The sequence below is a fragment of the Streptomyces sp. NBC_01450 genome, from assembly GCF_036227505.1.
In the GTDB taxonomy this organism is placed as follows: domain Bacteria; phylum Actinomycetota; class Actinomycetes; order Streptomycetales; family Streptomycetaceae; genus Streptomyces.
Genome location: NZ_CP109481.1, coordinates 401,314 through 423,489, shown reverse-complemented (window position 1 = coordinate 423,489; position 22,176 = coordinate 401,314). Strand labels below are relative to the sequence as shown.

The following is a 22,176-nucleotide window of genomic DNA, read 5'->3' as shown; positions in this document are numbered from 1 at the left end:
GGTCTTGTGACTTCTCTGAACCAGTAACTACGGTCCGTTGGGGCAGTCGGCAAACCTGTGGCACATGCGTGCTGTCCCGAGCCAGGATGCGGCTATGCGTGATGTCCAGAGCGATCCCGAGTTGCAGGGTCTGGTTCGGCGGTTCGTCACGCCTGGTCGGCGATACCTTCGGTTAGGAGGGAGCGTTTTTCGGTTGAGCCCGGTCGAGCGCTCAGCGTTTGTGCGGGATCTGGCTCAGGCTGCGTACGAAATCACTCCGGCGGAGCTCGGCGTCCTCTTCGAGGGCGGATGGCGCGAGCGCAAGACTGCCGCCTGGCTGGTTGCTGTGGCCCACAGGTCCGAGTTCCGCGAGCTCATAGGCCAGCTCCTCCTTGCCAGCGAGGGGCCGTATGCGGGCGCGGCATACTGCGTCGCCCTTGCGAAGTTCGGTACTGCAGCAGATGCCGAACTGCTCAGCGCATACCTCGATCACTACTTGTCGCGTCCCGACCTCGACTACGACCAGGCAGTCGTCCTTGGGAGCCTTCTGTACCTCGATGAGATTCTCGGCTCCGAGTACACGACACGGTTCCTTGCCCCGGCCGGTCCCTGGGACCGATGGCTCGAAGTCCGGGCCGTGGCGGCCCTCGACCCGCATGACTGCCAGCAGGCCGTAAAGCAACTGTGCGCCTTTGTCGACGAGACCGCCGAGGTCTTCGCCTCGCTCGCCTGCGGGAGCTGATCATGACCGAGCGAGACATCATCCTCAACGAACTCGCCCAAGGGCTGCGCCCGATGTCACAGGGCATCGAGTGGTTCGACACCCACGGCCCGGAGGAGCAGGCCGAGATACTCCTGTTCCTGCGCCACCACTGCGTGCAGGCGCGCGCCGTCACCGAAGACGGACCGGAGAGCATCCGACGCGCTGGGCTGCGCCCTACGCACACCCCTGCGGTCTTGATCACCTGCGGCCCGATCGACCAGCAACTGGGGAAGATCGCCGGCCTCACCCCTGTCGACGAACGACGCAAGGCGTTTCGGCTACTGGTCGCGGTCCTCGCGGTTGCAGACGAACGGCGCCGCGAACGCTGCTGCTCTGGCGGATGCGGTCACTGGTGGCACAACCTGTCCGTCGCCGATGGGTGAGGACGAGTCCCCCGCCACTGAAGTCCATCTGCGGCAAGACGACTGCCGGCAGTGTTCATGCGCCCGTGTCGTCGGCGGCGGAGCCGATCACCGCGCTCAGGGCCTGCAAGGCGTCATCGTATTGGTGGCGGTCGAAGCGGAACGGACCGAATGTCACGTAGTCGCGGGTTTTGCGGTGGGGTTGCTCGAAGGCGCCCCAGGTTACGAGATCCGCTGTCGCGGTGATGCGAGCCATGAGTGGCCAGCATCCCCACTCGCCGCATTCACAGCCGAGGACGGGGGTCTTCGGTCCCATCGCGCTAGTGGACAGTCCGAAGAAGTGGTCCTGCATCGGGCCGAACCGGAAGAACTCCGGGATCAGACCGCCGTAGGCATCCCCTGCAGGCTGCATCCCGGCCGCGATCTCGTACTCATCGATCAGCTCGGTGAGGGGTGCTCCGTCGATGTGGGGGACGACCACGAGCGGACCGCCGTCGCCACGGTGCTGGCAGTCGAACCGGATCTCATTGCTGATCATCCCGCGATTGTCTCAGTGACCCTGCTCCCTCCCTCTGGGCGGGTTGAGCCGCCTTGCGCGGCATGCCGAGGTCGATCGTTACGCCGGGCGCGGAGTCGATCTGGTCGATTTTGGATTCGGCGCCGGCGAGGCTGATGCGCAGGCCTTCAATCTCACCAAGCCAGCCTTCCAGCTCTGCTTCTGCGATGCGGTCGAGGAGGTTGTCGCGGATCTCCACCAGCCGGCTCCGCTGCGCCGGGTCTGGGCGCAGCAGAGAACAGCGGACACAGGCGTGCTCGTGGATACAGGCGGTGCCGTAGGCGCGGGCGCAGGTGCCGACGGAGAGTTTGCGGCGTTCGAAGTGGCCGAGGAAGTCCTCCCACTCGGCGTCGGTCGGGGTGCGGTACTCCTCGGCGGGGCGCAGGCTGCGGCGGCGGGAGATGAAGGCCCGGTGGGCCTCGATCGTCTCGGTGGGATAGACCGCGTTATAGCCCATCGTGGTGTTGATGTTGGCGTGTCCGGCAATGACCTGGGCGATGTGAGGTGGCAGGCCGGTGCGGATGGCGTCGGTGATGAACATCCGGCGGAAGTCCTGCGGGGTGAAGGTCAGCGGCGTCGGTCAGCCGCATGAAGGCGACGGCCTCCTTGAGGATCTCGCGGACGGTCTGGGAGTTGAGGGTGGAGGGCTCGCCGCCGCGGTCGTACTGGAAGAGCACCGGCGCGGGCGCATTCCACTGGCGCTCTTCGCAGTCGTAGCGGGTGACCAGGGGGATCAGGCCGGTCTTGGAGTCACGGACGCGGCGGATGATCGTGGCCAGGACATCGGCGAGTTCGGGGCTGATCAGCAAGACGCGCTCGACGTCGGTCTTGGACGGGGCGATCTGCAGCAGGGGGACGATCTCGCCGGTGGTGGGCAGCCGGTACTGGATCATCGCGTGGTGCGTGGTCTCCAGCATCTCCTCCACGCGGACGCCGGTGTGGCGCAGGAACTCGACGGTCGCCCAGGCCCAGAAGGCGCGGTGCTCGGCGCGGTCGAGGTGCACGAGGCGGCCCTGCGCATCGCGTGCGGCGGCGCCAGCCGGGTTTGTGCCGCGGGTGTACGGGGCGCCGTCGAGTGTGAAATGGCCGCCGGGCGGGACGCTGCGGGCGGTCTCCAGGTGGGCGGAGGCAATCCGGTGGTGCTCGGCAGCCGCCTGGGCGAAGGTCTCCAGCAACAGCAGACGTTCGCGGGTGCGCTGGTCCATGCGTGCCTTGGTCCGGGTGAGCCGTTTGCGATCGGCGGTCTCGGCCACCTTGATCGGGCAGGGCGCCACCCATGGGCCCCAGCGGCCTGGTTCCTCCCCCGCCCAGCGGGCGATGTCCAGGTAGAAGGCCCGCACAGCGATGAAGATCATCACTCGGTCGGCGCGTTCGACGACCGTCTCCTCGATGGAGCCGTCCGCGCGCCGCCGCCTCTGGATGCGGGTGCGCAGTCGTTCCTTCCAGGCCGCCGCGACGTCGGCTGGTAGATAGAGGGTGTCGACTTCAGGGTGGTGACGTTCGATGTCGGCCCAGAAGTTTCTGGTTAGGTGCCGGGCCAGGTTGTCCAGGGTGGAGTAGTCCAGGCGGGGGCGGCGTTCCTCCAGGTAGTCCATTCCGATCCGAGTGGCGGCCGCTACCGAGGAGCGGCGCATCCGGTACGTGAAGGTCGGCCGGCATGTCCGCATCCCCGAGAGCGCGGTCGAGGAGTTCATCGCAGCGTGCACCGTGGAGCCGATCCGGCTCTGTCGCGTCGGCCTGCGGAGGGCCGCCTGTTGGCCGACAAGAAGGGCAGGCGTCGCCGCTTCGGCGCGGTGCGGCAGTACCGATCGGGGAGTTGGACGGCGCCCTACCTGGCGCCCGACGGTGAACGTGTCCGGGCGGACGAGGCTTTCGAGACCAAGAAGGACGCGGAGATCTGGCTCTCCCAGGCTGACGCAGATCCCAGCCGAGGGGACTGGCGCGCTCCCGACGCCGGGGCGGTCAACTTCCGTGTCTACGCCGAGAAGTGGGTCGACGAGCGGGAGTTGGCCGTTCGCGCCGAGGATCTGTACAAACACCTTCTCCGGCTGAACCTCCTTCCGACCTTCGGCGCGCTCGATTCGGACGAGATCACCGCTCCTCGCGTCCGTGAATGGCGGTCTGAGCGGCTCCGCACCACCGGAGCCAAGACCACCGTCGCCAAGGCATACCGTCTCCTCAAGGGCATCTTCGAGACGGCCGTAGATGATGATCTGGTGAGTCGCAACCCGTGCCGGATCAAGGGCGCGGGCAAGGAGTCCGCCGCTGAACGCCGGGTCGCCACCGTCGCCCAGGTCGACGCCCTCGCCGATGCGATCGGTATCCGCTGGCGCCTCATGGTCCATCTCGGCGCGTACGGTCCGATGCGGCCCGAGGAACTGGCCGGCCTGCGCCGTCGTGACGTCGACCCCGACAACCTGGTGATCCGTGTCCGCGTCGCCGAGCCGGAGCGGACGAACGGCAAGCGTGCTCCCGGTGAGACCAAGTCGGACGCGGGCGTCCGTGCCGTCGTGCTTCCGGCTTTCCTGCGCAAGGAGGTGAGGCAGCACCTCGCCTGGTTCGCCGAGAAGGGCCAGGACGGCCTGCTTTTCGTCGGTGAGACTCCGACGAGGAGCGGCAGCGCGACGCAGCCGCAGGGATCGACGACATGGTTCGTGCCGAGCGGGCGAAGCACCACGACGACGACCCTGCGCACCACAAAGAGAAGCCCACCGGCACCTGGTCGAGTCCTTATGGTGCGGATGTGGTGCGCGCCCCGCCTACAGGTCTAGACAACAAAGAACCCCGAGTCATCGACCTGGGGGTTTCTCCTGGAGCGGGTGACGAGAATCGAACTCGCACTCTCAGCTTGGGAAGCTGCGACTCCCTGCGGTCGGTTGGGGCGCTGCCCTGGGCGAACGGTGAGGGAGCGGCTCCGTCGGGCGTGGCTGCTTGCATCGTGATTCCCCGCTGTTCCCCGCTCGATCTGGTGCGGTTGTGGTGCGGCGTAGGGCGTGGGGCGTGGGCCAACGGGAGGCAGGCGATCATTCGTACCAAAGCCCGGGAAGCGGTCCACGCTTGGTCGTTGCCGGAACGCCGGGCACGGTGCTGGGCGTTACCCCTTGACCGTGGACACCCTGATCATTGGATCGTGAAGATCCGAAGGACAGGAGTTCCCGTTGGGGACGTCGAAGTACTCGCCTGAGTTCCGGGCCGATGCCGTCGCGTTGTACCGCTCCAGCCCGGGCCGGACGTACGCGTCGGTGGCCAAGGATCTTGGGGTGAACCACGAGACGCTCCGCACCTGGGTGCGGGATGCCGAGCAGGCCGCCGTGCCCGGCGCGGTGGAGGCCAGCGAGTTGGAGAAGGAGAACAAGCGGCTGCGGGCCCAGGTGAAGGAGCTCGAGCTGGAACGCGAGATCCTGCGGAGGGCCGCGAAGTATTTTGCGGGCGAGACCAGCTGGTGAGCCGTTTCCAGTTCGTTGCCGACCACCATGACGCCTTCGGCGTGAAGCGGCTGTGCCGGATCCTGGGGCTCTCCCGTTCCGGGTTTTACCGGCACCTGGCCGGCTTGGATGCGCGGGCCGGGCGGGCGCGTGCGGACGCCGAGCTTGCCGGGCGGATCACGTCGATCCACACCGAGTCCGACGGCACCTACGGGGCTCCGCGCGTCACCGCCGAGCTCCAGGGCGCCGGGCTGCGGATCAATCACAAGCGGGTGGAACGCGTCATGCGGAAGTTCGGCATCGTCGGGCTGCACCTGCGCAAGAAGGTCCGCACCACGGTCCCCGCAGCCGACGCCATCCCGGTGCCGGACCTGATCCAGCGGGACTTCACCGCCTCTGGGCCGAACAAGAAGTACGTCGGCGACATAACCTACCTCCCGGTCGGCGACGGCCAATTTCTTTATCTGGCAACGGTGTTGGACCTGCACTCCAAGCGTCTGGTGGGCTGGTCGATCGCCGACCACATGCGGACCGAACTGGTCACCGACGCCCTCAAGGCCGCCGCCGGCGCGCGGGGAGGGAACCTGCGCGGAGCGATCTTCCACAGCGACAACGGAGCCCAGTACGCCTCCAAGGAGTTCGCCCAGGTCTGCAAGGACCTCGGCGTGATCCGATCACGCGGGGCCGTCGGCACCAGCGCGGACAACGCCGCCGCGGAGTCGTTCAACGCCAGCATGAAAAGGGAGACTCTCAAGGGCGCGAAACGCTGGCCCGGAGCTCGCGCCGCCCGCCTTGCGGTCTTCCGCTGGGTCACCCGCTACAACACCTGGCGACGGCACTCAGCCCTCGGTCAGCAGAGCCCGATCAACTACGAACAGCGATCAACTACGCTGACCACCGCCGCATAACAACCGGTGTCCACGATCAAGGGTGAAGGCCCGCTGCCCCTCTCGAGGTCGCCCCGGATGTGCAGATAGAGGGAGGGTGTCGGCAGGCCGATGGTCTGGATCCAGCCCTTGCCGTGCACGTGGCCGGCGGCTTTCAGCTCCGCGGCTTGGCCGTGTGGGGCCATGCTCTCCGCGTAGCTTTGGCAGATCGTCTCGCCGCTGTCGGCGAACGCGTAGCGGGCAGCGTAGGCGTAGCCGTCGTGGAGCCAGACGTACAACACGATCGGCTTGTCCAGGACCGCACGGAACCACTCGGCGGCAAGCTCGGCGAGCCGTTCCGTGGAGCCCGTGGCATCAAGTGCCCAGAGACTGGGACGATCTGGGAGTAGATACAGCTGATTGTGTAGACGATCACCCCGGACGTGGTCATCGACCAGGTGCACGCCCAGATCGATCAGGTGTCGGCGGGGCTCCGTACGGTCGGACAGGCTGACATGGGCGAGGAGCGCTTCCCAGTCGTCCGGGCGGCCGACCTCCCCGACAACATCAGCCGGCGCCCAAGCCATGCACCGCCCGCTCAGCGCAGATACGAAGGCTCTCTCAGTCTCGTCGAACTCGAAGTCGTCGTCCGGATCATCGATCTCGAACCAAGCACACGTCGTCATGGGACGGACCTTACGGCGAGAGCCAGGTGCGCCCGGAACTCGGGAAGCTCACCAAGGCCCCGGACCATGATCGGTCCCGAGGCCTTTCGACTGGTGCCCGGCGGGATTCGAACCTGCGACACCGGCTTTACAGTAGGTCCTCATCACTCCCGGAGGGGTCGCAACAGTGCACGGGGCGCCAGATGCCGGACATCTCCGCAGCTCGTCCTCATCGCCCCTGAAGGGGTCGCAACCCGAGCGTGTTCATGGTGGGCGGCCTGGTGGTCATCGTCCTCATCAACTCCTGGTGGTCCAGCAGGTGCGACTCGTCGATCACGACCGCGGTGCGTCCGCGTTCGTCGACCTCCGCGGCCAGCGGCGGACGCCTGAACTGACGGGCATTCACCTCGCGCGGTTCCTACTGGACCCGTGCGAGGTACCGGTGGAGGTCACGGAGTACCTGGCGGGTCGGCTGGAGATCGCCGACGCCGGAGCATCACCTGCTGGAACTGGAGCCGGCGGCCGCCGCCGAAGTCCGGCAGACGGCGGCGCAGCCGCTGACTGGGGAACGGCTCACTGGATCAGCTCGATGTGCGGATGGTCCGGGGATACCGGGCAGACGTGCAGCTGCAGATCGTAGCCTCGGGCGAGGTCGAGCATGGTCGGGTTGTGCGGTTCGGGATGGGTGGTGGATGACAGAGAGCGGGCTCGGTCCTCGTCGGGAATCCAGTCGGGATAGTTGGAGTTCCATTCGCCCGAGGCGATGGTCAGCAGCGGATCCATCTCGGTGCCGCATGAGGGGCAGAGCCGGGGTAGGGGATCGGTGAGGCCCCAACGGGTCCATCCACCGACCTTCCAGCCGGGAGCGACGGACATCCTGCCCGTGTAGAGCTCGTTGTAGAAATCCTTCGAGTAGGGCGTGTCAGAGCTGTCCAGCGGGTACGGCGTGTTGTCAAAGCTGTCCAGAGCGGCGCCGGCCGCCTGCCACCTGCGCCAGTCCTCCAGCTGCCGCTGGAGCTCCTTGCCCAGTTCCATGATGTTGGGGTATTCGGTGATCTGCTCCGGCGCGAGCAGGCACGGCTCCGGCAGGTAGCCGGGGAACTGGATCGCGGGCGGCTCGGGGGGTGTGTCGAGGATGTCGGTGACTGTGGCGGCGGACCGCCAGAACAGCGCGGTCTCGGGCTGCGCGGGGTGGTCGAAGGGGCACCACAGCACTTGGAGCAGATCTGCCTCGGCCTGCTTGGGCGGGCGCAGCAAGGGGACGTCGCGTACGTACAACTGGGCCACGGGCAGCATGGCGATCGGGCCCTCGGGCCACGGGCGGCCGGCCTTGATCGGCTCCTCGATCGCCAGCTCCTCGGGCGTGTACCGGGTCCCCGGGGGATCGCCGCCCGGCCGGTTCGCCACCGCTGCCCGGATGCGTCGCCGCTGCCGCACGTCCTCGGGCGAGAGGATCTCGTTCCACCCGTCCCACTCGTGCGGTCCCTCGCAGTGCGGCCACGGCTCGTCGGCGGGCCACAGCAGCGGCCCGCCGACGGAGCTGTCGTACGGCGTGGGCGACCCGGGGCGGGGATGCAGCCGGGTCGCCGTGCGTGCCAGCGGGGCCAGTTGCGGGGCGACCGCGGTGACGTCGACCAGCCGCGGCGGGGTGGTACGGATACGGAGTGCGGCGGCAATGCTCATTGCCCGCTCGGCGCACACCGACCGGATCTCGTCCAGCAGCTCGGGGTAGTGCTCGCCGTACGTGTTCAGCGCATGCCACACCGCGTCCAGTGCTGCTATGAGCGGGGCGGGCTTGGCGGCGGCGAGCACGGCGGGAAGAGCGAAGTGCGGCTGTGAGATCCGTCCCGGGGTGCGCGGCGTAACGGCAAGGGGCACCACGACGACCTTGCGCCCTGTGTCCGCGAACGGCGGCGGGACGTACGGCGGCCACTCCGGAGGTATCGCTTCGAGCACCGTCCTGTCCGGTACACGAGGGTCGGAGCGCAGGGCCTCCCACATCCGGGCCGGGTCGTCGAACGGCGGCGGCAGAGGGCGTCCCTCTGCCGACTCCGAGAGCGCCTGGGCGACCCACGGCACATCGGTCAGGCCCGCAGCCTCGCAGGCCCGCCGCGCGGCCAGCAATGCCACTGCACGTTGGACCTCGGGACCCACGACATCGAGGGCGTGCACCAGGTCGCTGTCGAAGCGGAGCAGACCGAGGACGTTGCTCTCGCGGGCACCGCGCAGCCTCTCGCTCGGCAGCCGCCCGCCCCACTCCCACTCCTCGTGGTGCAGGCGGCGCCCCTCGGCGGCTTGTTCGGCCCGCTCCTCGGCGGCCCGTTGGAACACCTGGCGAGTCAGGCGTTCGGCCTCGGCGAGCTGCTCGGGCGTACGCGCCGTCCGGCGCACGTTCCAGTGCAGGTCCCCGGCCATCCGCGAGGTGTGGCGGATCACCTCGTCCGGGCGGGGTGGGGCAGGCCAGAACTGCAGGAGGTAGGGGCCTTCACCCTTGATCGTGGACACCGGTTGTTATGCGGCGGTGGTCAGCGTAGTTGATCGCTGTTCGTAGTTGATCGGGCTCTGCTGACCGAGGGCTGAGTGCCGTCGCCAGGTGTTGTAGCGGGTGACCCAGCGGAAGACCGCAAGGCGGGCGGCGCGAGCTCCGGGCCAGCGTTTCGCGCCCTTGAGAGTCTCCCTTTTCATGCTGGCGTTGAACGACTCCGCGGCGGCGTTGTCCGCGCTGGTGCCGACGGCCCCGCGTGATCGGATCACGCCGAGGTCCTTGCAGACCTGGGCGAACTCCTTGGAGGCGTACTGGGCTCCGTTGTCGCTGTGGAAGATCGCTCCGCGCAGGTTCCCTCCCCGCGCGCCGGCGGCGGCCTTGAGGGCGTCGGTGACCAGTTCGGTCCGCATGTGGTCGGCGATCGACCAGCCCACCAGACGCTTGGAGTGCAGGTCCAACACCGTTGCCAGATAAAGAAATTGGCCGTCGCCGACCGGGAGGTAGGTTATGTCGCCGACGTACTTCTTGTTCGGCCCAGAGGCGGTGAAGTCCCGCTGGATCAGGTCCGGCACCGGGATGGCGTCGGCTGCGGGGACCGTGGTGCGGACCTTCTTGCGCAGGTGCAGCCCGACGATGCCGAACTTCCGCATGACGCGTTCCACCCGCTTGTGATTGATCCGCAGCCCGGCGCCCTGGAGCTCGGCGGTGACGCGCGGAGCCCCGTAGGTGCCGTCGGACTCGGTGTGGATCGACGTGATCCGCCCGGCAAGTTCGGCGTCCGCACGCGCCCGCCCGGCCCGCGCATCCAAGCCGGCCAGGTGCCGGTAAAACCCGGAACGGGAGAGCCCCAGGATCCGGCACAGCCGCTTCACGCCGAAGGCGTCATGGTGGTCGGCAACGAACTGGAAACGGCTCACCAGCTGGTCTCGCCCGCAAAATACTTCGCGGCCCTCCGCAGGATCTCGCGTTCCAGCTCGAGCTCCTTCACCTGGGCCCGCAGCCGCTTGTTCTCCTTCTCCAACTCGCTGGCCTCCACCGCGCCGGGCACGGCGGCCTGCTCGGCATCCCGCACCCAGGTGCGGAGCGTCTCGTGGTTCACCCCAAGATCCTTGGCCACCGACGCGTACGTCCGGCCCGGGCTGGAGCGGTACAACGCGACGGCATCGGCCCGGAACTCAGGCGAGTACTTCGACGTCCCCAACGGGAACTCCTGTCCTTCGGATCTTCACGATCCAATGATCAGGGTGTCCACGGTCAAGGGGTAACGCCCCCTATCTGCGCGAGTTCTAAATCCGCTGGACCTGACTTGCGTAGACCGTCTGGCCCGAGGCCTCGACGCACGCCACAGCGACGGCATATCCGTACAGCTCAAGGCCCTGGTGACCTCGAGCGGCGCCACGGCATCCTGGACATGCACGGTGCCGTGACGCCGTCTGCTCAGCAGTGCGGTACGTCGCCGCTGGGCCGGAAGAACACCCAACTCGACCAACCGGTGACGCCGGTGGCGTTGTTGCGGTGATAGAACCAGCTGACGGTCTCGTTTGGGTTCGTTGAGGGGCCGTCCTGCCAGCAGTAGACCGTGGCTCCCTGCCCGGCGTACCCCAGCCCCTTTACGGCCGAGCTGCCGTTCGCCGCGGCTCGGATGCGTACCCCTGTCCCGAGGTAGTCACCGCCGACGGCCGCAACGTGCACTCCCGCACGTGGTGCAGCAGAGGGCTCTGCCGCACCAGCGGATGACGCTGCAGTGACGATGCCAGCCGTCAGCCCGAGGGCCATGACTCCGTAGACCAGACGACGGCGTGTGCGTTCATACATGGTTTTCCCCGTTTCACTCGCAAATCGGATGTCTCTCAGCTGGACCCCGGGCCTGGTACGCCCAGGACCTTGAGAGGGTTTTCGCCCCTCTGCCTGGGCGCGGTTCAGCAGTCGCCGACCGCGTAGAACGGCACGAGCACGTCGTACCGGGACCAGCCGGTCACGTTGGTCGTCGTGTCGGTGTGGTAGAACCACTCCACCCCGCCCACGACCCGCCGGCAGTAGACCGTCGCGTTGTGCGATGTGTAGCCGTAACCGACCGTGGTGGACCCGGTGCTCGGGTTCGTGCGGATCCGGGCGCCATTCACGAGGTAGTGGCCCGCCTGCGACAGCGTATGGACGGGGGTGGCCTTTCCGCCCGTGGACGCTGCCGTGATCGTTGTGGCCGGTGACTGGGCCGTGCTGACGCCGGCGGCGCCGGCGAGGAGTCCGGCTGCAGCGAGCAGTCCGACGAGCCCTCGGCGCATGGTCTGGTGCTTCACGTGGTTCCCCGTTCTTTGCACGGGTGGTCGTCCCGTGGCGGTGAGGCTGGATCCGTGCAAGCTATGACGTGACGGGATCAACCGGCCATACTCTTCGAGGCTGTTCGAAGCGTGAGCGCCGAGACCGACCTCGTCCCCCCGCTGCGGGACAGGGGCCCGAACGGCCTTGAGCTGCAGGTGTTCGGCCGGTGAGCGTTTCCAGCCGGCTGCGGATCTGTGTTGCAACGGTCCGGGGAGCATGGGTGCGCCGACGTGTCTGGGGGCGAGGTAAGAGTTGATGCAAGAGTTGGTTTGCGTGAGTGCTGTGTTCCGCCGGGAGGTTTGGGTTTAGAGGAGCTGTTGTGGGGGATGGTGCCGACTTGCGTGGTGTGCGGCTGGGAACGGGCTCGGCGGCAGGGCGGAGTCTTGGAGGCGAGGGATGGTGGGGGAGCATCATCGGTTAACGCGCGTGCAGAAGTTCTTGGTTGGGGTGGTTGTTGGTGGTGCGCTCGTCATCGCGGGGATCGGCTTCGCCGGTTCCTACGCGGCCGTGCGCGAGCTGGCTCTCAAGAAGGGCTTCGGGAACTTCGCGTACGTCTTCCCGATCGGTATCGACGCGGGCATCTGTGTGCTGCTCGCCCTCGACCTGCTGCTGACGTGGATCCGCATCCCCTTCCCGCTGCTGCGCCAGACGGCGTGGCTGCTGACGGTCGCGACGATCGCGTTCAACGGCGCGGCGGCCTGGCCGGACCTGCTGGGCGTCGGCATGCACGCCGTCATCCCGATCCTGTTCGTGGTCTTGGTCGAGGCGGCCCGGCACGCGATCGGCCGGATCGCGGACATCACCGCCGACAAGCACATGGAGGGCGTCCGCCTCACCCGCTGGATGCTCTCCCCGCTCCCCACCTTCCTCCTGTGGCGCCGTATGAAGCTGTGGGAGCTGCGCTCCTACGAGCAGGTCATCAAGCTGGAGCAGGAACGTCTCGTCTACCAGGCCCGCCTGCGCTCCCGCTTCGGCCGCGCCTGGCGCCGCAAGGCCCCGGTGGAGTCGTTGATGCCGCTGCGCCTGGCCCGCTACGGCGTCCCGCTCGCCGAGACCGCCCCCTCCGGCCTGGCGGCGGCGGGCATCGAGCCGGCCGTGCTGCCCCCGGCGCCGGTACAGGTGACGGCGCCCGCCCCGGTCCCGGCGGCCCCCGCGGCCCCCGAGCACCGGGAGCTGGAGTTTCCCGCGGCCCCCGAAGGACAGTTCCAGCCTCAGAATGAGGCCGTTGAGGAAGGAGCGGGGCACTTCGCCGAGGCCTACCAGAGGTGGATCGCTCAGGCCCGGGCAGAGCCCACGGCTTCCCAGTTCGCTGCCTTCCTCCGGGACGAGTACGCCATGACCACCGCGGCCGGCAGGCCGCTCTCTGACGAACAACTACAGCCGCTGCTCCGAGTCCTCCGGCAGCGCCACGCACCACCGGCCGATCCCGTGCTCGCCCCGGACGATACGGAAGGTGTTCCGGAAGAAGAGCCGTCGTGGGAAGAGTTCTTCTACAGCGCCTGGCTCGCCTACGCGGGAGAGCATGATCAGTACCCCGGTGCCGCCGCTCTCGCCGCGTATGTCTTCCAGCGGGACGGCATCACCGGCGCTACCGGCCGGCCCCTCATGGGCGAGGACCTGGAGGACTTCGTCGCCGCCTTCCAGGAGCGGGAGTTCGGTGACGCTGCCGTCAAAGAAGCAGCTGCTGGCTTTGGCGAGCAGTTGCCTCCCGTGCCGTCTCCGAGCGATTCCGATGCTCAGGCCGAGCTCGTTGGCGCGGGGCGCACGCTGCAGAGGAGAAGCGCGGCCCGAAGGTGAATGCCGCCATCGACGAGCACGCGGACGAGCAGATACCGCCCCAGACTCCGGCCGAGAAAAGCGGCCTCACCACCGTCGATCGCTACTACCTCGCATGGGCGGAGTACCAGCAGCAGCGCGGTGCCGAGCCCAACGGTGATGACCTGTCGAAGTATTTGGGCGAGAAGGGCGTGGCCGGCCGCAACGGACGGGCCGCCGCTGCGAGCACGCTACGCCGCTACCTTCTCCCCTTCCGGATCTACAGTGTCTGGGCCGAGCACCGGGCGCGCAGTGAACAGCCCTCGTTGAAAGCCGTCGCCGAGGCCTGCGCAGCGCGGGGAATCACCCTCCAGTACAACGAGCCCGTCACGGCGGCGACCATCGCAGAGCACACCGCAGACTTCGAGCGCCGCTGGCACGCCGTCATCCGCCACCGCCCCGACGCCGCTGCGCAATCACGCTGAACGGATGCGCCGTGCGCGGCCAACCGCGATCAGCGAGCATCCGCCAACTTGAAGTTGCAGGTCAAAGAGCTGGTGTACCGGTCTGTCGGGGCACTCGCGCTGGTCGTGGACAGCAGTCCGCGGAGTAGGTCGTTCGTCAGCGTGGCTTTGTTCACCTGAGAATTGGCAGAACCGCGTCTCCTGGTGGCCGCAGCGTCACCGAGCCGAGGTGGCCGGCGGGCTGCCCAGTTCCTTGATCAGCTGCCGGTAGGTCGCGAAGGCCGGCTTGGGGGTGTAGTCGTCGCGCAGCAGGCCGAAGTGGTGGAAGAGCCCTTCGGCGTTGCTGTCGGCGTCCCGCAGGGCGAAGAGCGAGTAGCCGTCGATGTTCAGGTCGGAGGCGAGGCCGGCGACGGTCCGGATGACGGTGTCGAGAGTGGCGGCCTGTCGCTGCTCGGCGCGGCCGGGGCCGGTGGGCCAGCCGTTCTCGCACACGCGGATCGGGATGGTGTCCGGGATGCCGGCCTGCGGCAGGCTGGCGCGGCGGAACGCTGTGAGGACCGCGGTGACCGCGCCTGCCAACTGGTCGGCGGCGACGGGCCGGAACACGTCCGGGAAGAAGTCCAGGCCGACGTAGTCCAGGCTCTGCCGGAAGCGTGTGTCGGCCAGGGTGCCGAGGTCGGACCAGAAGGTGTCGGACGGGTCGAAGGTCGGTACGGCGTTGAAGCCGACTGCGACATGGTGGCCGAGGGAGCGTGCCTCCTCTTTGGCGGCGATGACACCTTGGGCGAGCGCGTTCAGGACGTTGGGGGTGCTGCCGTCGACGGAGGGGAGGCTGAGGTTGGGCTCCTCGCAGATCTGGACGGATGCCAGCTCGGGTCCGCCGGTCCGGACGGCCTCGCGGACGAACTCCGGCCAGCCGTCCAGATCGCCGGAAGGCTCGCGGAACTGCAGCACGAGGTCCAGGGTGCGTCCGCGCTGGAGGCAGGCACGCGGATCGGCGGGCGTTGGCGGCGGCGGTGTCACGGTGGCGGTGAACGAGCGGTAGGCGCGCACCGCCAGCGTGTCCGCGTCGCCCTGGAGTTCGTCGAGGGCCTCGTTGATGCGGTCCGGCTCGTCCGGTCGGACCGGATGGATGATGCCCTGGTCGTCACCCAGGATGCCGCCGGGATAGATGCCGAAGGCCATGGTCATGAGCTCCCCCAAAAATTTTGATGTCACACCAAATTTGTGGTGACACTACCATCTGGGGCATGGGCCTTCGAGAAATCAAGAAACAGCAGACCCGCACGGCGATCGCCGACGCGGCCCTGCCGCTGTTCCTGGAGCACGGCTTCGACCAGGTCACGGTCGCCGAAGTGGCGCGGCACGCGGGCGTATCCACCAACACTGTGTTCAACTACTTCCCCGCCAAGGAAGACCTGATCTTTGACCGCCAGGCCGAGGTCGAGAACCACCTCGCCGCCCTGGTACGCGACCGAACCCCGGGAACCTGCCCCATCGAGGCCGTCCGCGACGACCTGCTCTCCGCCCTGCGGCAGGACCACCCCATGCTCGGACTCCAGCCCGGAGCGCCCGCGTTCTGGCAGGTCATCGAGGACAGCCCGGCCCTGCGCGCCCGCGAACGCGAGATCGGCGAACGCATCGAGGCCGCTCTGGCGACCGCTCTGACCGAACATCCGCCGAACGCCGCAGACACAGCCGGCGATGCCGGCTACGCGTTGCCCGTACTCGTCGCGGGAGCCATCGCCGGAGCGCACCGCGCCGCTCTGCGCGAGCTCCGACGACGCATCATGTCCGGCAAACCGCCCGTGCCCGCCCGCGATGCCGTCGCCTCGGCGGCCCTCCAGGCATTCAACCTGCTCTGCTCCGGATTTCACGCAGGTGGAGGACGGGCGTCCCAGGAGCCGCAGTTCCCGCAGTGAGAGCCCGAGGCTCCTGACGGCGGAATGACAGGCCTGCACGGCACCCCGCCGCCACGGGATCTCATCCCCGATTCCCGCATGGACACCCGGGACGAGTCTCGTCAGGTCCGTCGCCTCAGGCCGCCGGGAACTCTGCGGACCTGCATCCGGGCCCCCGCGCTCGGGGTTGCGGGGGCCCGGAAGTCGGGTGAGGTGGCACCGGCGCGGCCGGGGATGCGCGACCCCTGCCGTCGGGACGCTGTAACGGCATGACAGCCGGTGCCTCTCCCGGCCCGCGCTCCGCTCAAAGACGCGCGGGGCGCGGACTGTAGCAGAACGGGCGATTCGCGCGCTTGTGGTTGAAGTGGGCGGCGCTATCGGCCCGACCCCCCTCCCGCCTTGGTGCGCGGGCCAGGCGCAGGAGGATCAACGGGAGTCGTACCCCGTGGACGAGTACCGGATTTTGACGCGCTGACGGGCCCGACTACTCAACTTGATTGGGTGATGTCGAGCTGTTCGCCTAACAGTGTCTTCGGCGGTTCGGTAGTTGTGGGTCGTGAGATACGCGCAGGGTGGTGGTTTGACCGACGCCAAGAGGGCTGCGAGGGAGCGGGTGCGGCTGGAGGCAGTCGGTCGCTTCGAGTGTGGTGCGAGGAGCAGGGATGTCGCGGCCGCGCTGAGAGTGAGTGAGCGGTCGGTGGAACGCTGGCGTCGGCAGTGGCAGGAGCAGGGCAAGGGGGGTGTCCGGTCGAAGGGTTCACCCGGGCGTCTGAGGCTGTCGGGTGTGCAGATCGCCAGACTGGAAGGGGAGTTGAAGCGTGTTCCGCTCGCCCATGGCTGGAATGACCAGCGGTGGACCCTGGCGCGGGCGAAGATGAGGAACGAACCCAGCGCTACCTCGAACGACGCAGCGCTGAGGGCAAGACCAAACGCGAGATCATCCGGTGTCTCAAGCGCTACGTGGCACGAGAGATCTACCAATACGTTCGAGGCGTCTCACTGCCACAACCGGCACCTGGCACCGGTTGACAGCACATAGGGGCATCAACCTGTGCACTCACCTCATGCCGCAGATGAAGGAGTTCATCGCCGCGAACGAGGAGTGGCTGACCGTCTTCCACTTTCCCGTCTACGCACCCGATCTCAACCCGCAGGAGGGCATCTGGTCACTGGTGAAACGGACCATCGGCAATCTCGCCGCCGCGAACCTCGACCATCTCGCCACCGCAGTGAGGCGCAGCCTCAAGGAGACCCAGTACTGTCCGCACCTCTTCGACGGCTGCCTTGCGGGCACCGGCCCTGACCATGGACGGCTGACGCCAACCAAGCCGGTTCAGTAGCGGCGTCCCGCTCGTTTGCCGACGCTCCGGCTGTCAGCGGAGGAGAGGGGTCAAGGTCTGTCCCTGCATCTCTCCTGTGACAACTTCGATGTAAGTATGGGCGACGTCGCTCAACGGCGTGCCTCCACCGTTGTCCATACCGAGCTTTTCGAGCGTCTCCTTCACCCACCCTGGGCTGACGACGTTCACCCTTACCCCGCGGGGCATTTCGATGGCTGCCGCCCGGACGAACGCCTCCAGTCCGGCATTGACCAGAGCGCCGAACGAGCTGCCTGGCGTGGGCTCTTGAAAGAAGCCGCTGGTGAGCGTGATGGACCCGCCGTCCTGCACGTGGTCCAGGGCCCGGCGTAGGAGCTTCACCTGTCCCAGCAGCTTGCCTTTCAGACCGAGAGTGAACTCGTCGTCGGAAGGGGATGTGAGCGGAGTCAGCTGACCGCTGGCCGCGCAGCAGATGACCGCGTCCACCTTGCCGACGGTGTCGAAAAGGGCGTCGATGGAGGCCGGTATCTCCAGGTCGACCCGTGGGCTGCTGTCGCGTGAAGCCCGTATCACCTCATGCTCGGTCTCCAGCGCGTCTGCGACCGCACGGCCGATGGTGCCGGTTGCTCCGATCACAATGATTTTCATGCTGTTTCCTTCTGTCATCGGGCGAGGCGGGCTGGAAGGGGGGCCAGCGGGAAGTTGGCCCAGACGTAGTTGTCCATCTGGTGCTGGTCGCCGCTGAGGTTGACCACTCGATCGACCTGGCCGTTGGCGTCGAAGTGCCATACCAGTGCCCACATCGTGTCGACCTGGCCCACGCCCTGAGTCGTCCAGCCTCGATGGATGTCGACGACGTACTCGCCGTTGCTGCCGAGAAACACGGGTTCGGCCTGGAAGCCCGCCTTGCCGAGCTGGTCGAAGAAGCTGACCACTTCGTCGAGTCCGTGCTTGGTGCCCGACAGAGGGTGGTGGCCCGGGATGGTCCACTCGATGTCCGGAGCCAGGACCACGCTCATCGCTTTGACGTCGTTGGCGGCGTAGGCGGAGAAGAAGTGGTTGATGGCCTCGACCTTGGGGTCGGACACGGCTTCACTCGTCGTCATCTGGATGCTCCCCGGTGGGTTCGGTACCGGGCTGTCCCGGTCGCGTGATCAACGATCTCGCCGGGCCGCTGTAGTCGTCCAATACCTGCTTCCATAACCTGGCGGCATGGATATCGACACCCGTCAGTTGAGGTACTTCGCCGCGGTGGTCGAGGAAGGCAACCTCACGCGGGCTGCCGAGCGTCTGTACATCTCGCAGCCCGCGCTGACGAAGCAGATCCGGCAGTTGGAAGCCCAGCTGGGAGTGGGCCTGTTCGTCCGTTCCCGCGCCGGGATGGCCCCCACCGAGGCCGGCGAGGCTCTGGCCGCCCATGCCGACGCCGTACTGACCGCTTGGGAGCGCGCGCTGCGCGTCACCCGGGGCGCCACGGCCCGGGCCGCACGCACGCTACGGGTCGGCTTCGTGGCCAGCGCCGCCAATGAGCGCACCCAGCTGATCATCGCCGACTTCGCCCGGCGGCGGCCCGGCTGGCGGGTGCAGATGCGGCAGACCGAATGGACCGACCCCACCGCCGGGTTGGCCACCGGCGAGGTCGACGTGGCGCTGCTGCGCCTGCCCGTGCCCGCGCAGAGCGACTTCGACGTCGAGGTACTGCTGACCGAGCCACGCTGGGTCGCCCTGCCTGCGGGGCATCGCCTCGCAGGGGAGGACCGGATCCGGTTCCGGGATCTGTACGACGAACCGTTCGTGGCGACCCCCGCCGAGTCAGGGGAGTGGCGCGACTACTGGCTCGCGGCCGATGAGCGCGAGGGTCACCCGGTGCGTATCGGCGCGGTCGCGAACCACCCCGACGAATGGCTCAACGCGATCGCCCACGGCCAGGGCATCAGCCTCACCCCCGAGGCGACCGCCCGCTTCTACCAGCGCCCGGCCGTCGTCTACCGGTCCGTGACGGGCGTCAGTCCCAGCCAAATCGGTGTCGCCCGACCGTACACCCAACTGGTTGACGACGCCGTCGACGCCTTCATCCTTAGCTGCCGTGCCGTATGCAGCGACACTGCCTCGCAGGCACCGGCCTGACCATGGACAGATGACCGCGACCAAGCCGACATCACGCATTCAAGTTCCTTACGTTGTTGGTGGGTTGATTCCGGTCACTCGTAGGATCGGGAGGCTCAGGGGCGCTGGGTGTGGCTGTCAAGTTCATGCCGTAAGAGTGGCTTCTACTGATTGGCCGCCCGGTGCCCCGCGACGACTCGGCCACTGATTGGGACGCGCGCGGCTAGATCGCTTAGTAAGGACACGCTGGCGAGGTCGTCTGCTGGGATTCGAACAGGAACGACTCCGGAGGTGGCCGTGCCTGAACTGTGGGCCGGTACGGATGCGGGCAAGGCCGAACATCACTGCGTGGTGATCGATGCCGAGGGCAAGCGCAGACTGTCGCGTCGGGTGGCCAACGACGAGACCGTGTTGCTGGAACTGATCGCGGATGTGCTCTCGCTGAGCGAGGAGCAGCCGGTGACCTGGGCGATCGATCTCAATGCCGGCGGGGCCGCGTTGATGATCGCGTTACTGACGGACAACGGGCAGCAAGTCCTCTACATCCCCGGCCGCACCGTCCACCATGCCTCCGGCTCCTACCGGGGCGACGGAAAGAGCGACGCGAAGGACGCCTTCATCATCGCGGACCAGGCCCGCATGCGCCGCGACATCCAAGCGATGCACCACGGCGACGACATCGCGGTCGACCTGCGCATTTTCACGTCTCGCCGCCTGGACCTGGCCGCGGACCGCACGAGGACGATCAATCGGATGCGGGCCCAACTGCTGGGATACTTCCCGGCCCTGGAGCGAGCCTTCGACTACAGCACTTCGAAGGCATCGTTGGTTCTGCTGACCGGCTACCAGACACCGGCCGAACTGCGTCGGACCGGCAGGAACCGACTGGCCGGCTGGTTGAAGAACCGAAAGGTCCGCAACTATAGGCTCGTCGCAGCCACCGCCATCGAGGCCGCCGAGGCTCAGCACACCGTCGTTCCCGGAGAGAAGCTGGCTGCGGCCGTCGTGGCCAGGCTGGCGAAGACGGTGGTGGCCCTCGACGAGGAGATCGCCGAAACCGACGCCCTGATCGAGGGCCGGTTTCGCGACCACCCGCACGCCGAGGTCATCCTGAGTATGCCCGGCATTGGAGCAGTTCTAGGTGCCGAGTTCATAGCCCACACCGGCGGCGACATAAGCGTATTCGGTACCCCCTACCGCCTCGCTGGTGTCGCCGGCCTTGCGCCCGTCTTGAAGGACTCGGGGCGGATCAGCGGCAATATGCGCCGTCCTCGCCGCTACTGCCGCCGCCTGCTCCGGGTCTTCTACATGTCCGCCCAGGTTGCCGCCCGATCCTGCCCCGTCTCCAAAGCTTTCTACGAACGCAAGCGAGCCGAGAAGAAAACCCACAAGCAGGCCGTCATCGCCCTTGCACGCCGCCGCCTCAACGTCCTGTGGGCACTCCTACGCGACGGCCGCCTCTTCGAGAGCAGCCCACCACCCCGCGCTGCCAGCCTCGGCTGAGGCCGGCTACACCCAGTCACGAGCAGGCGTTGACAACCACATTGGGAATCAGTAGCGCCTGACCGCCCGGCCCTCACCGGATCGACGGCGGGACCTCGGCCTTCGTGCGGGACAGAACGAGGTCGGTCATCTCGGTGATCGGCTCCCTCCAGCGCACGGCCGGCACAGGCCGGCGCAGCGCCCCCGGGTAGGAGGCCGCTGCGTAGTCGTTGGCGATCCGGTACACATAGAATCCGTGCTCGCCCAGAGGCCCCAGGACGTCGTCCACGGTCTGGCCCTGCTTGGCCAGGAGGCGTGGAGTGACCTCGACGAGGATCTCAGCGTCATTCCGGAGCCGGGGAGTGCCGGGAGCAGCCCGCGTACCGCCCCGGCCTCACCGCCCTCGACGTCGATTTTGAGCAGGCGGGCGGTGCCAGTTCCTCCTCGCGTACGAGCTGGGGAAACGGCGCCGCGTCGGCTTCGAATGACGACTCCACGGTGCGAGGGCGGACGGCGGTGGTGCCTCCGAGGTTCGTGGAGCGCTCCAGGTAGAACGTCATCCGCCCAGGGCTGTCGGAGACGGCGGCGTTGACCGTACGGACGTTGCCACAGCCGTTGTCCTGCGCGTTCGCGACCAGCGTTTGGTGGAAGTCGGGGGAGGGTTCGACAGCGACTACGTGGCCGGCCGGGCCGACGAGCTGGGAGGCGAGCACGCTGTAGTAGCCGATGTTCGCGCCGACGTCGACGAAGGTGTCCCCGGGCGTGAGTCGGCCGGAGATGAACGCGGTCAGGTGTGGTTCCCACACGCCGAAGAGGTACAGGTAGCGCTGAATGATGTCACTGGTCACCACCGGGAAGACCATGCCGGAGCCGGTGCGGGCGGTCGTTGTGAGCGGGGGCTCCTTGAGCAGGGTGTTCAGGTGACCGGCCAGCCACGGCTTCCCGAGATGGCCAGGAGCGTGCCGGACGTACGCGCGCAGTACGCGGAGCGCGAGCGGAGGGATCACGATGGTTCCCCATGGGTGAGGTGCGGCCGTTGCGCCGCGCGGGCTGCATGAAAGGTGGCAGGCTGGGTCGCAGGAGCATCTCCGCGGCGAAGGAGGACAGTGCAGGTGAAGGCCGCGCCGAGCCTGACAACCGGCCAGGAGACAGAGCCCGTGGTGTATCTGCTGGTCGGGCTGACCGGGTCGGGCAAGACGACATACGCGAAGCGGCGGCTGGAGCCGGCCGGGGCGGTTCGGCTGTCCGTCGATGAGCTGGTGTACGAGCGGCACGGCCGGTACGGCGTCGACTACCCGGAACGCCAGTACTTCGAGCTGGAGGCCCAGGTGGTCGCCGAGGTCCACGAGCGCCTGGCCGAGCTCGTGGCGGCCGGCCGGGATGTGGTCCTCGATCACGGCCTGTGGTTGCGCTCCGACCGCGAGGAGTGGAAGAAGCTCGTGCAGTCCGCTGGCGGCCGGTGGCGGCTGCTGTACTTCCCCGTCGAGCGGGCCGAGTTGCTGCGCCGCCTCGACGAGCGGAACGGACGCGAGGATGCCAACGCTCTTGCCGTGACGCAGGCGGCGCTGAACGATTTCTACGCCCGGTTCGAGCCGCCTCGGGATGAGGGGGAGGAGATCATCGAGCCTGGCTCGTTCTGACCCGCCCCTGTTGCTGGGGGCCGCCACGTGTCGATCAGCCGGGTGGCCTCCTGCGCCCACCAGTCGGGGGCCGTATCGAGCGTCACCGG

24 protein-coding genes and 4 pseudogenes are annotated in these 22,176 nt (G+C 67.7%); 14 read left to right on the top strand and 14 right to left on the bottom strand.

Annotation, left to right across the window (positions count from 1 at the left end; genetic code table 11):
* The first annotated feature begins 64 nt into the window (after positions 1-64).
* A complete protein-coding gene (locus OG568_RS50210; RefSeq protein WP_329536818.1) occupies positions 65-721 on the top strand; it encodes a DUF6000 family protein in 657 nt (218 codons plus the stop codon).
* 2 nt (positions 722-723) lie between these two features.
* The gene (locus tag OG568_RS50205; RefSeq protein ID WP_329536817.1) at positions 724-1,125 is read left to right on the top strand and encodes a DUF5958 family protein; all 402 of its coding nucleotides are present in this window, start codon (positions 724-726) and stop codon (positions 1,123-1,125) included.
* A gap of 55 nt (positions 1,126-1,180) precedes the next feature.
* Here the strand turns inward: OG568_RS50205 and OG568_RS50200 are convergent, their stop codons facing one another.
* The 3 genes from OG568_RS50200 to OG568_RS50190 are packed head-to-tail and all read right to left on the bottom strand — an operon-like array spanning position 1,181 to position 3,255.
* Positions 1,181-1,642, bottom strand: a complete 462-nt coding sequence (locus OG568_RS50200) for a hypothetical protein (RefSeq protein WP_329536815.1) — start codon at positions 1,640-1,642, stop codon at positions 1,181-1,183.
* Positions 1,629-2,201 (bottom strand): integrase, encoded by a 573-nt coding sequence (locus OG568_RS50195; protein ID WP_329536814.1) that lies wholly within the window; start codon positions 2,199-2,201, stop codon positions 1,629-1,631. The genes OG568_RS50200 and OG568_RS50195 overlap by 14 nt, the downstream gene beginning before the upstream one ends.
* Complete coding sequence (locus tag OG568_RS50190) at positions 2,107-3,255, bottom strand: hypothetical protein (protein ID WP_329536813.1); 1,149 nt, start codon at positions 3,253-3,255, stop codon at positions 2,107-2,109. Before OG568_RS50190 ends, OG568_RS50195 begins: the two co-directional genes overlap by 95 nt.
* Positions 3,256-3,280: 25 nt before the next feature.
* On the opposite strand from OG568_RS50190, the pseudogene OG568_RS50185 reads away from it, so the two are divergent.
* The 3 genes and pseudogenes from OG568_RS50185 to OG568_RS50175 form a co-directional block, all read left to right on the top strand.
* A pseudogene (locus OG568_RS50185) lies at positions 3,281-3,412 on the top strand (excisionase family DNA-binding protein); the annotation flags it as partial.
* A gap of 2 nt (positions 3,413-3,414) precedes the next feature.
* On the top strand, positions 3,415-4,431 hold the full coding sequence (locus tag OG568_RS50180) for a tyrosine-type recombinase/integrase (protein ID WP_329536812.1): 1,017 nt from the start codon (positions 3,415-3,417) through the stop codon (positions 4,429-4,431).
* A 387-nt stretch (positions 4,432-4,818) separates the two neighbouring features.
* A protein-coding gene (locus OG568_RS50175; protein WP_266421100.1) for an IS3 family transposase occupies positions 4,819-5,993 on the top strand; the annotation gives its coding sequence in 2 pieces (ribosomal slippage) (positions 4,819-5,086 and positions 5,086-5,993; 1,176 coding nt in all).
* Here OG568_RS50175 and OG568_RS50170 read toward each other — a convergent pair.
* From OG568_RS50170 to OG568_RS50145, 6 genes are all read right to left on the bottom strand, one after another.
* Positions 5,954-6,637: a hypothetical protein gene (locus OG568_RS50170; protein WP_329536811.1), complete on the bottom strand. Its 684-nt coding sequence runs from the start codon at positions 6,635-6,637 to the stop codon at positions 5,954-5,956. The two genes, OG568_RS50175 and OG568_RS50170, sit on opposite strands and share 40 nt — an antisense overlap.
* Positions 6,638-6,845: 208 nt before the next feature.
* Positions 6,846-7,022: a hypothetical protein gene (locus OG568_RS50165; protein ID WP_329536810.1), complete on the bottom strand. Its 177-nt coding sequence runs from the start codon at positions 7,020-7,022 to the stop codon at positions 6,846-6,848.
* A 167-nt stretch (positions 7,023-7,189) separates the two neighbouring features.
* A complete protein-coding gene (locus OG568_RS50160) occupies positions 7,190-8,299 on the bottom strand; it encodes a hypothetical protein (protein ID WP_329538242.1) in 1,110 nt (369 codons plus the stop codon).
* Positions 8,300-9,127: 828 nt separating this feature from the next.
* A protein-coding gene (locus OG568_RS50155) for an IS3 family transposase (protein ID WP_266421100.1) occupies positions 9,128-10,302 on the bottom strand; the annotation gives its coding sequence in 2 pieces (ribosomal slippage) (positions 9,128-10,035 and positions 10,035-10,302; 1,176 coding nt in all).
* Between the two features lie 236 nt (positions 10,303-10,538).
* Complete coding sequence (locus OG568_RS50150; protein WP_329536809.1) at positions 10,539-10,793, bottom strand: hypothetical protein; 255 nt, start codon at positions 10,791-10,793, stop codon at positions 10,539-10,541.
* Positions 10,794-11,020: 227 nt separating this feature from the next.
* Positions 11,021-11,398, bottom strand: a complete 378-nt coding sequence (locus OG568_RS50145; protein WP_329536808.1) for a hypothetical protein — start codon at positions 11,396-11,398, stop codon at positions 11,021-11,023.
* A 418-nt stretch (positions 11,399-11,816) separates the two neighbouring features.
* Here OG568_RS50145 and OG568_RS50140 point away from each other — a divergent pair, with 418 nt between their 5' ends.
* Positions 11,817-13,217: a DUF2637 domain-containing protein gene (locus tag OG568_RS50140; protein WP_329536807.1), complete on the top strand. Its 1,401-nt coding sequence runs from the start codon at positions 11,817-11,819 to the stop codon at positions 13,215-13,217.
* Positions 13,214-13,660 carry a hypothetical protein gene (locus OG568_RS50135; RefSeq protein ID WP_329536806.1) on the top strand — a complete coding sequence of 149 codons (447 nt, stop codon included), beginning with the start codon at positions 13,214-13,216 and terminating at the stop codon, positions 13,658-13,660. Before OG568_RS50140 ends, OG568_RS50135 begins: the two co-directional genes overlap by 4 nt.
* A gap of 195 nt (positions 13,661-13,855) precedes the next feature.
* On the opposite strand, the gene OG568_RS50130 is transcribed toward OG568_RS50135, so the two are convergent.
* Positions 13,856-14,830 (bottom strand): hypothetical protein, encoded by a 975-nt coding sequence (locus tag OG568_RS50130; RefSeq protein WP_329536805.1) that lies wholly within the window; start codon positions 14,828-14,830, stop codon positions 13,856-13,858.
* 59 nt (positions 14,831-14,889) lie between these two features.
* On the opposite strand from OG568_RS50130, the gene OG568_RS50125 reads away from it, so the two are divergent.
* The 4 genes and pseudogenes from OG568_RS50125 to OG568_RS50110 form a co-directional block, all read left to right on the top strand.
* The gene (locus tag OG568_RS50125) at positions 14,890-15,561 is read left to right on the top strand and encodes a TetR/AcrR family transcriptional regulator (RefSeq protein ID WP_329536804.1); all 672 of its coding nucleotides are present in this window, start codon (positions 14,890-14,892) and stop codon (positions 15,559-15,561) included.
* Between the two features lie 535 nt (positions 15,562-16,096).
* Positions 16,097-16,414, top strand: a pseudogene (locus OG568_RS61765) (helix-turn-helix domain-containing protein); the annotation flags it as partial.
* A gap of 2 nt (positions 16,415-16,416) precedes the next feature.
* Positions 16,417-16,569: pseudogene (locus tag OG568_RS50115) on the top strand (IS110 family transposase); the annotation flags it as partial.
* Between the two features lie 17 nt (positions 16,570-16,586).
* Positions 16,587-16,857, top strand: a pseudogene (locus OG568_RS50110) (transposase); the annotation flags it as partial.
* Positions 16,858-16,913: 56 nt separating this feature from the next.
* Here the strand turns inward: OG568_RS50110 and OG568_RS50105 are convergent.
* Positions 16,914-17,507 (bottom strand): short chain dehydrogenase, encoded by a 594-nt coding sequence (locus OG568_RS50105; RefSeq protein ID WP_329536801.1) that lies wholly within the window; start codon positions 17,505-17,507, stop codon positions 16,914-16,916.
* A gap of 14 nt (positions 17,508-17,521) precedes the next feature.
* The gene (locus OG568_RS50100) at positions 17,522-17,965 is read right to left on the bottom strand and encodes a nuclear transport factor 2 family protein (RefSeq protein WP_329536799.1); all 444 of its coding nucleotides are present in this window, start codon (positions 17,963-17,965) and stop codon (positions 17,522-17,524) included.
* A gap of 106 nt (positions 17,966-18,071) precedes the next feature.
* Between OG568_RS50100 and OG568_RS50095 the strand changes: the two genes are divergently transcribed.
* Together OG568_RS50095 and OG568_RS50090 are read left to right on the top strand one after the other, a co-directional pair.
* On the top strand, positions 18,072-18,986 hold the full coding sequence (locus OG568_RS50095; RefSeq protein WP_329536796.1) for a LysR family transcriptional regulator: 915 nt from the start codon (positions 18,072-18,074) through the stop codon (positions 18,984-18,986).
* Between the two features lie 270 nt (positions 18,987-19,256).
* Positions 19,257-20,468, top strand: coding sequence for an IS110 family transposase (locus OG568_RS50090; RefSeq protein WP_329536795.1), 1,212 nt, complete (start codon positions 19,257-19,259; stop codon positions 20,466-20,468).
* 73 nt (positions 20,469-20,541) lie between these two features.
* Here OG568_RS50090 and OG568_RS50085 read toward each other — a convergent pair whose 3' ends face one another.
* Together OG568_RS50085 and OG568_RS50080 are read right to left on the bottom strand one after the other, a co-directional pair.
* Positions 20,542-20,736 (bottom strand): hypothetical protein, encoded by a 195-nt coding sequence (locus tag OG568_RS50085; protein ID WP_329536794.1) that lies wholly within the window; start codon positions 20,734-20,736, stop codon positions 20,542-20,544.
* Between the two features lie 55 nt (positions 20,737-20,791).
* Complete coding sequence (locus OG568_RS50080; RefSeq protein WP_329536793.1) at positions 20,792-21,454, bottom strand: FkbM family methyltransferase; 663 nt, start codon at positions 21,452-21,454, stop codon at positions 20,792-20,794.
* 105 nt (positions 21,455-21,559) lie between these two features.
* Between OG568_RS50080 and OG568_RS50075 the strand changes: the two genes are divergently transcribed.
* Positions 21,560-22,087, top strand: a complete 528-nt coding sequence (locus tag OG568_RS50075; RefSeq protein ID WP_329536772.1) for an AAA family ATPase — start codon at positions 21,560-21,562, stop codon at positions 22,085-22,087.
* Positions 22,088-22,176 lie beyond the last annotated feature (89 nt).